This window comes from Corynebacterium hindlerae (assembly GCF_014117265.1).
Lineage (GTDB): Bacteria > Actinomycetota > Actinomycetes > Mycobacteriales > Mycobacteriaceae > Corynebacterium > Corynebacterium hindlerae.
The window spans coordinates 1,392,390-1,406,068 of sequence record NZ_CP059833.1; the positions used below are offsets into that span (position 1 = coordinate 1,392,390).

Below are 13,679 nucleotides of genomic sequence, written 5' to 3' on the forward strand. Positions count from 1 at the left end.
CCTGTGGGATTCCCACAGGCCTTTTCTTTTGTATCGGCCCGCTGCATCGACCCGCACCCCACAGGTTGAAAGCGTGCCACGCTGGCTGGCATCGAAATAGCACACTCAGGGTTTACCCTGAAAAATCCCCTATTCCCTGCTGTTAGGATGGCAGGTTCCTGGAGGCCGACTGATACTGAAGGTGACCCCACCCACCTACCGCGCCCGGTAAGGAGCACATCATGCAGGTCGCAGCACGAGCAGTCAATTTAGTGAAGGAATACGGCGCAGGCACGAACCTCGTGAAGGCGCTCGACGACGTCTCCGTCGAGTTTGGCCAAGGCCAGTTCACTGCCATCATGGGCCCTTCGGGCTCCGGAAAATCCACCCTTATGCACTGCATGGCAGGTCTTGATGCCATGACTAGTGGTGAGGCTCTCGTCGGAGAGACGAACCTTGCGCATTTGAAAGACAAGGAGCTGACCACGCTCAGGCGCGATCGGCTCGGTTTTGTGTTTCAGTATTTCAATCTGGTGCCCACGTTGAATGCGGAAGAAAATGTAATTTTGCCGCTGAGTATCGCGGGGAAGGACGTCGATAAGGCGTGGTTTGATGAAGTCACGGAGCGCCTGGGGCTCACTCCCCGCCTGAGGCACCGCCCTGCCGAGCTTTCCGGCGGCCAACAGCAACGTGTCGCGATTGCGCGTGCGCTGATCTCCCGCCCGGATCTCATCTTCGGTGATGAGCCGACGGGCAATCTCGATTCCAATGCGTCCAAGGAAGTGCTCGAAATCCTGCGCGCAGCTGTCGATGACATGGGGCAGACCGTGGTGATCGTGACTCATGATGCGAAGGCGGCCTCCTATGCGGACCGCGTAATCTTCCTTGCCGACGGCAAACTGGTTCGCGAGCTTCACCAACCAACCACCGAAGACATTCTCCACGTCATGGGCGAAATGGAACGATGAGCCATGAAGAATGCGATGAGAACGATATCGCTGCGCAACCTCGCAGCCCATAAACTCCGCCTGGGCCTAACCTTGTTAGCAGTCGTGCTGGGAACTGCTTTCATTGCGGGCTCGAATATGCTCTCGGCGAGTATGTCCAATAGCTTCGAGGAGATCACGAAGTCCACTTACGGTTCGATCGATCTTCAGGCTTCCCCTAAGGATCCGGCCTCCGCGAGGATTCCGCTCACAGTGCTCGAGGATTTCCGCTCCAGCCCGCTGATCTCAGCTGCGGACGTCGAGGCTCAAAACCCCAACGTGGTGGTCGCTGGCCCCGATAAGAAAATGATCTCGAGCGGAGGGGCCCCTTCTATTGCCATGCCACAGGCTGCGGACGGCACATTCGTCGGCGATGTGGCCACGGTGAAGGAAGGTTCCCTCCCCACCGAACCAGGCCAAGCTGCCATCAACGCCACCGCTGCGGAGAAAGCGCAGATCACGATTGGCGATGAGGTCACCATGGTCTCCGCCACGCAACGCAATACTTATCGGATCGTCGGGATTTACGACACCGACATGGCGGTCGGCGGCTTCGTCGGGCTGCTCATCCCAGAAGCCGACTACCTCGCGAACTTCACCGACGGCGAGCACGTATCAGCCATCTCCCTCGCTGTTACGGGAGATGTCTCCGATAGCCGGTCCACACTGGAGTCCCAGTACCCAGAACTCATGTTCAAAACAGGGCAGCAGCTTGCCGACGACATGAACCGCGACATCAAGGACTCCCTCGCATTCATGAACTATTTCCTCTGGGCTTTCGCCGCCATCGCGTTGCTCGTAGGGTCCTTCATCATCTCCAACACTTTCAGCATGATTATCAATCAGCGGCTTCGAGAGTTCGCGCTGCTACGAAGCCTCGGGGCCAGCCGAGGGCAGATCACCCGCACCGTGGTTTTCGAAGCAATCGTGGTCGGACTCATCGGCTCTGTGCTGGGAATTTTCGCCGGTGTAGGAATCACCAAAGCGATTTATGCTGTGATGGATTCGCAGGGACTCGGTGTTCCCGACGCCGGTCTCACGATCGATGCCGCCTCGATCATTGCCCCACTAGCAGTCGGCATCGTGGTCACAGTGTTTGCTGCCTGGGCGCCTGCCCGACGTGCCGGCCAAGTACATCCAGTCCAAGCTATGCGCTCCGGCGACCAAACGTCGGCCGATTCCCTCAAGGCCCGTACCGTTGTTGGCGCTGTGTTTCTCCTGGCCGGTGCTTTGGCCGCGGCCATAGGCGCCGCATTCGAAAGCGTCGGAAGCACCCAGAGTCGTGCCATTATCGTTGGCATTGGCACATTCGCGCTGGTCCTTGGCCTGTGGCTTGCCGGTCCGGCCCTATCGATTCCCTTTGTCGGATCTATTGGGCGAATAGTCGGAGTGCCATTTGGGAACGTCGGCAAGCTTGCTGCTACCAATTCCCGGCGCAATCCGCGTCGCACCGCAGCCACCGCCTTTGCCCTGATGTTGGGCCTGATGCTGGTCTCCGCCATCGGCATGATGGGTTCGACGATGAAAAGTAACGTCAACGAACTAGTCGATAACAACTTCTCTGCTGACTTTGTGGTGAACAAGCCACAAGGACTACCCATTTCTTTACCCTTGGACATCGTTGATCGGGTGTCCCACGTCTCCGGCGTCGAACACGCCAAGCCTCTCTACTTGACCCCAATCTCGGTGGGTGCCCCGCCCGAGAACCCCATCAGAGTGGACTTTTTCGGTACCTTCGATGGCGAACTCACAGACTCCGTCAATGTCCAGATTCTGTCTGGCGACGCCAACCTAGCCAACCGCGACGGGATTTTGCTGGACGAAACCACCGCGAAGAAGCACCAGGTAGCCGTCGGAGATAGTATCACCGTCTTCTCCAATAACGGAGACTCCACAGACGTGCCAGTGACCGGAATTTTTAAGCCCAACGTCGCAGTGGGCAACGGAGTAATCTCCACGCAGAGTGCGCTCACCCTTGTGCCTGAGCAACAGTTGCAGCTCATCAATGTCCTCATCGATGCGAAGGCAGGCACAGACCTCGATCAGCTTCGCACAGATCTGGAAAATGCCACGGCTGATGACCTGGTCGCCGTAGTGCAGGACCATGAGGATCTCAAGGGCACAGTCGGCCAGCAAATCACGGTGATGCTCAACATCCTGTACGCGCTGCTCGCACTGTCCGTGATCATCGCGGTGCTGGGCATCATGAATACCCTTGCGCTGTCCGTCTCGGAGCGACGCCAGGAGATTGGCATGCTCCGCGCCGTAGGTATGCAGCGCCACCAGGTGTCTCGAATGATTCACCTCGAGGCGATCGTCATTGCCCTTTATGGCGCGGTCATCGGTTCCCTTATCGGACTCGGTCTGGGCTGGGCATTCATTAAAACCCTCTCCGAACTGGGCCTCTCCACCATTTCCGTGCCGTGGCTCCAAGTGGGCATCGTTGTTGTGGCGTCCGGCTTAGTCGGACTGGTTGCCGCCTTCCTGCCAGCGCATGGCGCTGCAAAAACTAAACCGCTGGAGGCTATTGCGGAGTAGCCACAACACGAAGGCGTCTGGCCGTTACACCGTTAGAAAAAGCAGACTAATCACAGTTGCTGTAGCGAGGGTGTTATTCACGATGTGAGCGATCATCGACGCCCACAGGTTGCCGTGCCACAGGCGCAACAATCCCCACAACAGCCCGCAGGCTAGCAAGGCTGGGAACAGGGGGAAGGCTAGGTGAACCGCCATGAATATGGCAGCTGAGATACCCACAGTGAGCACCGGCCCGAACCGGGTGCCTAGCTGACGCATCAAAACGCCGCGGAACACGATTTCTTCCAGGATCGGCGTCACGATGGTGTACGAGATGACAGCGAGGAACAACAATCCCAGTGGCACTTCGCCGGAGGTGGCAGCTTTATCTAACGAAGACTCCGGCGGGGAGGCATTGGGATCGAAGGCTTGCGTCACCAACATCTGCACAATCGGCGGGATAGCGATGACGATCGGCAACTGCCACAACAGATGCCAGAGACTTCGTTTACCCTTGCAGATTCCGATTTCCTGCCACGACACCTCACTTTTTCGGATGTGAGCGAGCACTGCCACGAGCGTAACTAACGGCGCGATGAACAAAGTGAGGAAGAGGGCGGGAACCGCAGTGTCTGGGCTCGGATGGGCAAGTAGCACACACCCGAGTAGTAGCAGCGACGGCCCGAAGCACACCCCAACGAGCAGTGCGAAAATCTGCAGGGTAAAGCGCATGCCCTAACTATATGGGTTTTCAACACCGATGTATTGCAGGGAGGTGTACTCCTCGATGCCCTCAGCGGCACCTTCGCGCCCCATACCGGAGTGCTTCACACCACCGAACGGGGCGGCGGCGTTGGAGATGACGCCGGAGTTAAAGCCCATGAGCCCGAATTCGAGGCCATCGGACAGCCGGTACATTCGACTGGAGTCCTCAGTGAATACATAGGAAGCCAGCCCGTATTCGGTGTCGTTCGCTAGATCGATTGCTTCGTCTTCAGTGCTGAAGGTAATGATCGGGGCGACAGGTCCAAAGATTTCTTCGCGGATCACGCGTGCATCCTTCGGGACGTCGACAAGCACGGTCGGCTGGTAGAAGTAGCCCTCGCCCTCAACCCGCTCGCCACCGACCAGGACGCGGGCGCCGCGCTGCACCGCGTCGTCCACCAACTCCGCCACGTTATCGACGGCTGCCTGCTCCACCAGCGGGCCACACGTGACACCTTCCTCGAGACCGTTTCCGACCTTTAGCACACGGATCGCTGCGGCGAACTTCTCGGAGAATTCCTCCACGACGCTCTCATGCACAATGAAGCGGTTCGCCGCAGTGCACGCTTCACCGATATTGCGCATCTTAGCGCCCATCGCCCCCTTGACCGCCTTGTCCATATCAGCGTCCTCGAACACGATGAACGGCGCGTTTCCGCCGAGCTCCATGGACGTACGCAGCACGTTCTCCGATGCCTTGGCGAGGAGCTTTTGCCCCACCGGGGTGGAGCCGGTGAAGGACACCTTGCGCAGTCGGGAGTCCTCCATGAGCGGATTAGAGATCGCGGAAGCAGACTTACCGGATACCACGTTCAACACGCCGGCAGGCAGGCCAGCATCGAGCATGGTTTGCGCGAAGTATTGCGCGGTCAATGGGGTCAATCGAGCGGACTTCAGCACCATCGTGCATCCCGCCGCCACCGCAGGAGCGACCTTGCGGGTTGCCATCGCCAACGGGAAGTTCCACGGGGTGATGAGAAGGCACGGCCCCACCGGCTTGCGCTTCGTAATCATCGGGAATCCAGCTTCGGGAGCAGACGTGAAGCGGCCGTAGTCTCGTACCGCCTCTTCCGCGAACCACCGCAAGTATTCCGCACCGTATTTCACTTCGCCATGGGCCTCCGCCAGGGGCTTGCCCATCTCGAGCGTCATCAGCGTTGCGAACTCCTCCGCACGCTCCGTTACCAGCTCAAAAGCACGGCGCAGAATTTCGGAACGCTCCCGGGCTGGGGTACGCGCCCAGTCCTTCTGCACGGCGCACGCGGCATCCAGGGCCTTCATTGCATCCTCGGAGCCGGCAGACTGCAATGTTGCGATAACCTCTCCAGTGGCTGGGTTTTCCACATCATAGGTTTCACCCGTAGTCGCAGTCACCCACTCACCGTTAATGAGCAGGCCAGTAGGTACTTTTGCGAGCAGATCCTTCATCAGTTAAACCTTTCCACCAGCGCGTCACTGGCCTTCACTAACAACTGAACATCCGCGCCAACCGCGATGAAGTCAACACCTGCGTCTAGGTAGACGCGGGCTTGAGCATCATCGAACGCGTTGACGCCTACATATTTGCCAACAGCTTTGGCAGCGGAGATCGCAGTGTGTACCGCCGCCACCACCTCCGGATGGCTTTGTTGCCCAAGGTACCCCATTGACGCTGCCAAGTCTGAGGGTCCGATGAAAATAGCGTCCACGCCATCGACCGCCACAATGTCAGCTACCTGATCCACCGCTGCCGCGCTTTCAATCTGCACAATGCAGGTCAGAGTGTCCGAAGCAGTCGCGAGATAGGAAGGGACTCGGTTCCAACGCGCAGACCGCGCCAGCGCGGACCCGACGCCACGCACGCCCCGCGGCGGGTAGTGCATTGCTTGCACTGCTGCTTCGGCTTCCTGGGCGGAATCCACCATCGGGATCATCAGGTTTTGTACGCCCAGGTCAAGGTATTGTTTGATCAACGCGGTGTCGTTTACAGGCACGCGCACTACCGGATCAACATCATAGCCCTGCACGGCCCGCAGCAATGAGGCAATGGTCTCTAGCCCGATTGGGGAGTGCTCGCCGTCGATAAGCAGCCAATCTGCCCCACTGCCTGCGAGGATCTCCGCAGCAACAGGTGAGCCTGAGCAGACCCAAAGGCCTGTTTTAGCGACTTCCCCGAGTCCGGAATGAAATGGTGGTGCTAGACGAATCGACATGTGATCGCTCCTAAAGTGCCGTAATCAGCATGGACAGTGTCGCCCGGCTGCACCCACATTGGCTTGGTGAAGGAACCCGCAAGAATGATCTCGCCGGGCTGTAAGGTGTCGCCGTGGGCGGACAGTTTGTTCGCTAACCACGCCACGCCCATAGCAGGATGGTTGAGGACGGCTGCGGCGACGCCGGTGTCCTCGATAGTTTCATTGCGGTAGAGCAGTGCGGATACCCAACGCAGATCCACCTCTGTCGGTGCCACCGGGTTACCGCCGTAGACCATACCTCCCATGGCGGCGTTGTCTGAGATGGTGTCCACGATGGTGCGTCCTTCCATCTCAATTCGGGAAGAAAGAATCTCCAATGCTGGCACCACGTATTCGGTGGCCCGCAGCACATCGAAAATTGTGCAGTTTGGGCCAGTGAGCTGGTATTTCAGCACGAAGGCAAGCTCGACTTCGATACGGACGTTAGAAAACTGCGCATGCTCGATCTCGGAGCCGTTTTCAAAAACCATGTCCTCGAAAATGGCACCGTAGTCGGGCTCGGTGATGCCGGTGGCTTCCTGCATCACCTTGGAGGTCAGGCCGATTTTACGGCCTACTGGGCGCCGACCAGCTTCAATGCCTCGCCGACGCCATTCGTTTTGCACCGCGTAGGAATCCTCCACCGTCATGTCCGGGTACTGTGCAGTCAGTCGGGGGATCATGGTTCGGTTTCGTTCCGCCGCGGCTAAGTCGTCGGCGATCTTAATGATCTGGTCTTTACTCAGCATCGTTTTGTCCTTGCAGTGTCAGGGAAGCTTACAGCTGGTGGCCCAGCTTGTATTCGCCCTTCTTCCAATTTGGCATCTCTTCCGTATCGTCTTTGCGAGTGTAGGAGAAGCCATCTGCGCCAATGGTTTCTTCCAGTTCGGACGCATCAGTGCGGGCGACCAGTGGTACCAGGTTGCCGTCGAGGTCCAAGACACGGGAGGCATCGGTGTACCAAGATGGCACGACGGGGGTGCCCCACCAGTCGCGACGCTGGTTGTCGTGAACGTCCCAGGTGACGCGGGGATTGTCTGGATCTCCGGTCCAGTAGTCCTGGGTGTAGATTTCGACACGGTGGCCATCTGGGTCGCGAAGGTACAGGTAGAAGGCGTTGGAGACGCCATGGCGACCCGGTCCGCGTTCAATGTGGTCGGAGATTCGCAGTGCACCTAGTTTGTCGCAGATCGCGAGGATGTTGTGCTTTTCGTGTGTTGCGAAGGCAATGTGGTGCATCCGCGGGCCGTCGCCACCGGTCATGGCGGTGTCGTGCACGGTTGGCTTGCGGCGCATCCATGCTGCGTATTGGGTGCCTTCTTCGTCCTGAATGTCCTCGGTAACACGGAAACCGAGGTCTTCCATGTATTTTACGGCCTTCGGAACGTCTGGGGTGACCTGGTTGAAGTGGTCGAGGCGCACCAACTGGCCGGGTGTGGTGAGGTGGTAGTGCCAGGCGAGGCGCTCGACGTGGTCAACGTCGTAGAAGAATTCGTAGGGGAATCCCAGTGGGTCCTGTACACGGACAGAATCGCCGATCCCCTTAACAAAGCCTTCCTTGCGACGCTCCACGCGACACCCAAGCTCCTTGTAAAACGCCTCTGCCTTATCGACGTCTTCCGGCGTACGCACGCGGTAGGAAAACGCTGCAACAGCGGCTTCTGGGCCTTGGCGTAGCACGAGGTTGTGATGGATGAATTCCTCGGAGGTACGGAGGTAGATAGCGTTATCGTCCTCGGTGGTGACGGTGAGTCCAAGCACGTCTACGTAGAACTCTCGGGACTTCTGCAGGTCAGTGACAACGATTTCCATGTAAGCGCAGCGGATGACGTCTGGCGCTGGTGAGGTGGGGGTTGGGATGGTGTTAGTCATTTGGGGGTCCTTTGTCGGGTGTGTGATCATCGATCAGGGCTAGTCCTGTTTGCCGAAGACTGGGTTGTGAACCGCACCGAGGTTGATGTGAACTGCCTGCTGGTCGGTGTAGAAGTCGATGGAGCGGTAACCACCCTCGTGGCCCAGGCCGGAAGCCTTTACGCCACCGAATGGAGTGCGCAGGTCACGAACGTTGTTGGAGTTCAACCACACCATGCCGGCTTCAACGTTTTGTGCGAAGTTGTGGGCACGCTTGAGATCAGAAGTCCAGACGTATGCGGCGAGGCCGTACTTGGTGTTGTTAGCCAGTTCGAGTGCTTCTTCCTCAGTGTCGAATGGGGTGATGGCAACAACTGGGCCGAAGATCTCTTCCTGGAAGATACGGGCGGTTGGTGGGACATCAACGAAGACGGTCGGCTGGACAAAGTTACCCTCTGGGAAGCCTTCTGGGCGACCGCCACCTGCAACAAGGCGGCCTTCGGACTTGCCGATCTCCACGTAGGACATGACCTTTTCAAAGTGCTCTGGGTGAACCAGCGCGCCAACCTCGGTCTTTGGATCAGAAGGCAGGCCGACCTTGACGCGCTTGGCCTGCGCTGCGTATTTCTCCACGAACTCGTCGTAAATTCCGCGCTGGACCAAGATGCGGGAGCCGGCGGTGCAGCGCTCACCATTGAGGGAGAATACACCGAAGATGCAGGCGTTGACCGCTTCTTCCAGGTCAGCGTCCTCGAAGACGATGGCTGGGGACTTACCGCCGAGCTCCATCGACAGACCCTTGAGGTACGGCGCGGCATTGCCGAAGATGATTTGGCCCGTGCGGGACTCGCCGGTGAAGGAGATCAGTGGGACGTTCGGGTGCTTTACCAGTGCGTCACCAGCGGTCTCACCAAAGCCGTTGACCAGGTTGAACACGCCTTCTGGCAGGCCTGCTTCCTCGAAGATTCCGGCCCACAGGGAAGCCGACAGCGGGGTGAACTCGGCAGGCTTGAGCACAACGCAGTTACCGGTAGCGATAGCCGGGGCGAGCTTCCAGGACTCGAGCATGAACGGGGTGTTCCACGGGGTAATCAGGCCCGCAACACCAATCGGCTTGCGGTTGACGTAGTTCACCTGGCGACCAGGAACCTTGTAAGTGTCATCGCTTTGCGCGACGATGAGGTCAGCGAAGAAGCGGAAGTTCTCCGCGGCACGACGCGCCTGCCCGAGAGCCTGGGTGATTGGCAGGCCGGAGTCATAGGATTCCATTTCTGCCAGGATCTGTTCGCGCGATTCCACGATGTCCGCGATCTTGTGCAACACGCGGGAGCGTTCGCGTGGCAGCATTTTTGGCCATGGACCTTCTTTGAAGGCCTTGGTAGCAGCTGCGACAGCGGCGTCGATGTCTTCTTTTTTACCCGAGGCAGCCTGAATGTATGCCTCGTTGGTGACTGGATTCAGGACATCGAAGGTGTCGCCATCAATGGAATCGACAAACTTGCCGCCAATGTAGTGCTGAATCTTCTCTGGGAGGTGCTGTGGCTGTGAGGTCATGGTGTGTTCCTTCTAGGTTAAGTTGAGATATCGATTAATGGTCGTAAGTCGGTGGTTACGTGCGAGCTTTTCGATGTATTCTCGATCCGCCTTCAGCTCGATCAGCCCTAGGAGCTGATAGTGCTCCTCGACCGAGGCCGGAGCCCGATCAGGGACGAAGGCGAAGGTGGATTCCCGCAGGTAGTTCAGGCGATCCCATTCTGTTGCGATTAGTTCCACCAAGTGCTTGTTAGGGCATCTGGTGTAGAGGGTTTCATGAAACTTCCGGTTGAGTGTGGTGAATTCCGTCGGCTGCAGGTCTGTCAACGAGGCTTCCATTTTTTCGTTGAGTTCCCTAGCTTTTGCCAAGGTGGCACCGTCGAGGTGTTCGGCAGCGAGCGCGGTGGCATGTCCTTCGAGGACCCCGAGGGTATGCATGCAATCTACGTATGCGCTGCGGTCGATCATCGCGACGCGGGCCCCTACGTTGCGTTCGAAATCCACCAGGCCTTCGGCCTCAAGCTGGCGGATCGCTTCCCGCACCGGAACCACACTGATATGTAGTAGATCTGCGATGGCAGCGAGCACCAAGCGGTGCCCCGGGGCGTATTCACCGCTGACGATGTTGCGTCGGACGAGTTCATACGCCATTTGGGTCTTGCTGAGGCCGGACTCCAGGAGTTCTTCAACGTGGCTAGTCATGTGTTCTATTGTTCATCACCCCGGGCACCGGGTAGGGGTTGTCCTGCAGCCAGGCGGTGAATTCTTCTTTCCACTTCCCCACTGGCGGGAATAGCCCGTCCACCGGATTGCCTTCCGCTACTCGTGCAGCAACCCACTCATCTTCGTGTTCTTTCTTCAGCGCGGCGATTGCTACCTCTTCGGCTATCTCACGCGGAATGACAATCACTCCGTCGTCATCGCCAACAATCACGTCGCCGGGGATAACCGTGGCGTTGCCACATCCAATGGCGACATCCATTTCCCAAGGGACATGCTTGCGCCCTAGCACGGCCGGGTGGGCTACCTGACCAAACACCGGCAGCCCGATCTCCTTGACCGCTGCGTAGTCACGGATTCCACCGTCAGTGACTACTCCTGCTGCGCCCAGGTGCTTAGCGCGTAACGCCAACACGTCGCCGAGGGTGCCGGAGCCGGATTCGGAGCGCGCCTCAACTACCAGAACTTCTCCAGGCTTTACGGAATCAAATGCTTGCTTTTGAGCATTAAACCCGCCACCGTACTTCTTAAACAGGTCCTCGCGACCGGGAAGAAAACGCAGCGTCTTTGCTACGCCAACCATCTTGGTCCCCGGGGTCTGTGGGTGTACCCCTTCAATCACGACCTGGTTCAGGCCACGGTTGCGCAGTTGGGCAGATAGCCCGGCGGTTGGTGCGGCCATGAGCATTTCGCGCAGGCGAGCTGGAATCGCATTGGAGTCTTCCGGCAGACCTGCCTCGGCCCGAGAGCCCCACGCTTCTTCGCGTTGCTTGTCGTCAATGTACGGAAGCATGCCGAGTGCTTCATCAAAGCTTTCGGTTCCCGCCACTACCGTGGTAGTCAATTTCCCGGAGGTCGGGGCGCCTGGCGCGTTCGGGGCATCGACCTCGATTTCAACGACGTCACCAGGCTTAATCACCGTGGAACCCGCTGGCGTACCGGTCAAAATAATGTCCCCAGGCTCTAGCGTCATATGCTGCGATAGGTCAGCCACGAACTGCGCCAACGGGAAGATCAAATCCTCCTGGGAAGTACCGCCTTCTTGGGCCAATTCGCCATTCACCCAAGTGCGAATGCGGAGCTCTTCCGGGGTGACGGTACGGGCGTCGATAAGCTGCGGCCCAAGCGGAGTGTAGCCGTCACGGCTCTTCGAGCGAGTGTTGGAGCCTTTGTCCTGTGCGCGGTAGTCGTAAATGCCGAGGTCGTTCGAGGCGGTGACGTGGGAAACGTACGACCACGCATCAGCGAGCGGCACCCGTCGCGCTTGCTTACCGACGACCAGTGCAATTTCACCCTCGAATGCCATGAGTTCACACCCGGCGGGGAGCACTGCTTCACCACCTGAAGCCGCGAGCGAACTGGTCGCCTTCATGAAGTACGAGGGCTGCTTAGGGCGACGGCCACGTTGCGCCGCTCTGGACTCAAAAGCCACATGTACGGCAATGATTTTTCCCGGTTTGCTCGGAAGTTGGGGGGTAGGGGACATAACCTCTCCTGAACATTGCTTCTTGACTCGTTGCCAAGATCGTATATGATTCCCTGTAGTTGCGCAAGTAACCTACATCACGTCAATCACCGGCTGAGTTGCAGATCACCCAATTACCGCTCGGCAAAACCGCATTGAAAGATCCAACATGACAGACCAAACCACAGCGCACCCCACGACATCTACAGCTACTGAGGCAGCGTCCTCCCCCAGCGAGCAGCGACGCGTAGCTGCTGCTACCGTTGTCGGCACCGCCATCGAGTGGTACGACTTCTTCCTGTACGCTGCCGCCGCCGGCCTAGTGTTTAAGCAGCTCATGTTCAGTCCCATGGGCCCGGCCGCCGCGACCATTGTCTCCTTCCTCACGGTCGGACTCAGCTTCCTGTTCCGACCACTGGGAGCCTTCCTTGCAGGCCATTTCGGTGACAAAATCGGACGCCGAAAAATCCTCATGATCACGCTCATCATGATGGGCGTCGCCACCACCCTCATCGGCGTACTGCCGACCTACGCAACCATCGGCATTGCCTCCCCGCTCCTCCTCGTCCTCCTTCGCATTATTCAGGGCATTTCCGCAGGTGGTGAATGGGGTGGCGCGGTACTGATGGCTGTGGAACATGCCCCCGTGAACAAACGCGGACTGTTCGGCGCCTTCCCGCAGATCGGTGTTCCCATGGGCCTACTGATGGCGTCCGGAATGCTCGCCATCATGGCAAAAGTCGCCCCTGGTGATGCCTTCCTCGACTGGGGTTGGCGCGTCCCCTTCCTGCTGAGCTTTGTGCTCATCCTCATCGGTTTTGTCATTCGCCACGGCGTCGAGGAATCTCCTGTTTTCGCCGAAATTGCAGAACGCGCCGAACATGCAAGCGCGCCGATCCCCAAACTCCTGCGCGAGCACCCGGTTCTGGTGTGCATTGCCGCCCTCATTTTCGCTGGTAACGGCGCCGTTGGCTACATGACCACCGGTGGCTACATTCAGAACTACGCCACTGACCCTAATGGCCCCATTGGTCTGCCGCGCGGAGAGGTGCTGACCGCCGTCACCATCTCAGCTTCAAGCTGGCTACTGTTCACTCTCTTGGCAGGCTGGGTGTCTGACCTTATCGGACGTCGCAACACCTATATTGTTGGCTTCCTCCTGCAGCTCGCTGGCGTAGCCGCGCTATTTCCTATGGTCAACACCGGTTCCATCGCCAACATCACCATTGCGCTTTGCTTCCTCACCATCGGGCTTGGCTTCACCTACGGCCAGCAAGCCGCGCTGTACGCAGAGCTTTTCCCAGCCTCAATTCGCTTCTCCGGCGTTTCTATTTCCTACGCGATTGGCTCGATCGTGGGAGGCGCTTTCGCCCCGACCATCGCAGCTGCCCTCGTTCAGCGCACCGGAACCACCACCTCTGTCACGCTATACCTCGCTGGGATGACAATTCTTGGCCTGTTTGCCGTGTTCTCACTTCGGGAGCGCAAAGGAATCCCGCTGGGTCCAAATCACGAAGCAGAACAAGCACAGAGCCCTATTCGGGGATTTGCGAAGGTATAAGCAGTTTTGTAATCCGCGACACAAAACGCGATTGATGATATACGATTGTGTGCAATAACTGAGAGCTGCAGCACAGCGCGTCGGCAAGC

General features: G+C 58.3%; 11 protein-coding genes. 3 read left to right on the top strand and 8 right to left on the bottom strand.

Features of this window, described 5'->3' with window-relative positions; translation table 11 throughout:
- Positions 1 to 221: 221 nt before the first annotated feature.
- Together HW450_RS06940 and HW450_RS06945 are read left to right on the top strand one after the other, a co-directional pair.
- Positions 222 to 947 (top strand): ABC transporter ATP-binding protein, encoded by a 726-nt coding sequence (locus HW450_RS06940; RefSeq protein ID WP_182384933.1) that lies wholly within the window; start codon positions 222 to 224, stop codon positions 945 to 947.
- A gap of 3 nt (positions 948 to 950) precedes the next feature.
- Positions 951 to 3,503, top strand: a complete 2,553-nt coding sequence (locus tag HW450_RS06945; protein WP_182384934.1) for an ABC transporter permease — start codon at positions 951 to 953, stop codon at positions 3,501 to 3,503.
- A gap of 24 nt (positions 3,504 to 3,527) precedes the next feature.
- Here the strand turns inward: HW450_RS06945 and HW450_RS06950 are convergent, their stop codons facing one another.
- The 8 genes from HW450_RS06950 to HW450_RS06985 are packed head-to-tail and all read right to left on the bottom strand — an operon-like array spanning position 3,528 to position 12,050.
- Entirely contained in the window at positions 3,528 to 4,214 is a 687-nt protein-coding gene (locus tag HW450_RS06950; protein ID WP_182384935.1) for a CPBP family intramembrane glutamic endopeptidase, read from the bottom strand.
- Positions 4,215 to 4,217: 3 nt separating this feature from the next.
- The gene (locus tag HW450_RS06955) at positions 4,218 to 5,675 is read right to left on the bottom strand and encodes an NAD-dependent succinate-semialdehyde dehydrogenase (protein WP_182384936.1); all 1,458 of its coding nucleotides are present in this window, start codon (positions 5,673 to 5,675) and stop codon (positions 4,218 to 4,220) included.
- The gene (locus tag HW450_RS06960) at positions 5,675 to 6,439 is read right to left on the bottom strand and encodes an HpcH/HpaI aldolase family protein (protein ID WP_182384937.1); all 765 of its coding nucleotides are present in this window, start codon (positions 6,437 to 6,439) and stop codon (positions 5,675 to 5,677) included. Before HW450_RS06960 ends, HW450_RS06955 begins: the two co-directional genes overlap by 1 nt.
- Positions 6,424 to 7,209, bottom strand: coding sequence for a 2-oxo-hept-4-ene-1,7-dioate hydratase (gene hpaH / locus HW450_RS06965; RefSeq protein ID WP_182384938.1), 786 nt, complete (start codon positions 7,207 to 7,209; stop codon positions 6,424 to 6,426). Before hpaH ends, HW450_RS06960 begins: the two co-directional genes overlap by 16 nt.
- A gap of 28 nt (positions 7,210 to 7,237) precedes the next feature.
- Positions 7,238 to 8,332: a 3,4-dihydroxyphenylacetate 2,3-dioxygenase gene (gene hpaD / locus HW450_RS06970; protein ID WP_182384939.1), complete on the bottom strand. Its 1,095-nt coding sequence runs from the start codon at positions 8,330 to 8,332 to the stop codon at positions 7,238 to 7,240.
- 39 nt (positions 8,333 to 8,371) lie between these two features.
- Positions 8,372 to 9,865, bottom strand: a complete 1,494-nt coding sequence (hpaE, locus tag HW450_RS06975; protein ID WP_182384940.1) for a 5-carboxymethyl-2-hydroxymuconate semialdehyde dehydrogenase — start codon at positions 9,863 to 9,865, stop codon at positions 8,372 to 8,374.
- Positions 9,866 to 9,877: 12 nt separating this feature from the next.
- The gene (locus tag HW450_RS06980) at positions 9,878 to 10,546 is read right to left on the bottom strand and encodes a GntR family transcriptional regulator (RefSeq protein ID WP_182384941.1); all 669 of its coding nucleotides are present in this window, start codon (positions 10,544 to 10,546) and stop codon (positions 9,878 to 9,880) included.
- Positions 10,539 to 12,050: a fumarylacetoacetate hydrolase family protein gene (locus HW450_RS06985; RefSeq protein ID WP_182384942.1), complete on the bottom strand. Its 1,512-nt coding sequence runs from the start codon at positions 12,048 to 12,050 to the stop codon at positions 10,539 to 10,541. Before HW450_RS06985 ends, HW450_RS06980 begins: the two co-directional genes overlap by 8 nt.
- Positions 12,051 to 12,198: 148 nt before the next feature.
- Here HW450_RS06985 and HW450_RS06990 point away from each other — a divergent pair, with 148 nt between their 5' ends.
- Complete coding sequence (locus tag HW450_RS06990; RefSeq protein ID WP_182384943.1) at positions 12,199 to 13,590, top strand: MFS transporter; 1,392 nt, start codon at positions 12,199 to 12,201, stop codon at positions 13,588 to 13,590.
- Positions 13,591 to 13,679: the final 89 nt, after the last annotated feature.

Coding starts and splice junctions, on each gene's coding strand:
- HW450_RS06985 (WP_182384942.1), bottom strand. CDS start 12,050: ATGTCCCCTACCCCCCAACTTCCGAGCAAACCGGGAAAAATCATTGCC.
- HW450_RS06980 (WP_182384941.1), bottom strand. CDS start 10,546: ATGACTAGCCACGTTGAAGAACTCCTGGAGTCCGGCCTCAGCAAGACC.
- hpaH (WP_182384938.1), bottom strand. CDS start 7,209: ATGCTGAGTAAAGACCAGATCATTAAGATCGCCGACGACTTAGCCGCG.
- HW450_RS06955 (WP_182384936.1), bottom strand. CDS start 5,675: ATGAAGGATCTGCTCGCAAAAGTACCTACTGGCCTGCTCATTAACGGT.
- HW450_RS06950 (WP_182384935.1), bottom strand. CDS start 4,214: ATGCGCTTTACCCTGCAGATTTTCGCACTGCTCGTTGGGGTGTGCTTC.
- HW450_RS06940 (WP_182384933.1), top strand. CDS start 222: ATGCAGGTCGCAGCACGAGCAGTCAATTTAGTGAAGGAATACGGCGCA.
- HW450_RS06945 (WP_182384934.1), top strand. CDS start 951: ATGAAGAATGCGATGAGAACGATATCGCTGCGCAACCTCGCAGCCCAT.
- HW450_RS06960 (WP_182384937.1), bottom strand. CDS start 6,439: ATGTCGATTCGTCTAGCACCACCATTTCATTCCGGACTCGGGGAAGTC.
- hpaD (WP_182384939.1), bottom strand. CDS start 8,332: ATGACTAACACCATCCCAACCCCCACCTCACCAGCGCCAGACGTCATC.
- HW450_RS06990 (WP_182384943.1), top strand. CDS start 12,199: ATGACAGACCAAACCACAGCGCACCCCACGACATCTACAGCTACTGAG.
- hpaE (WP_182384940.1), bottom strand. CDS start 9,865: ATGACCTCACAGCCACAGCACCTCCCAGAGAAGATTCAGCACTACATT.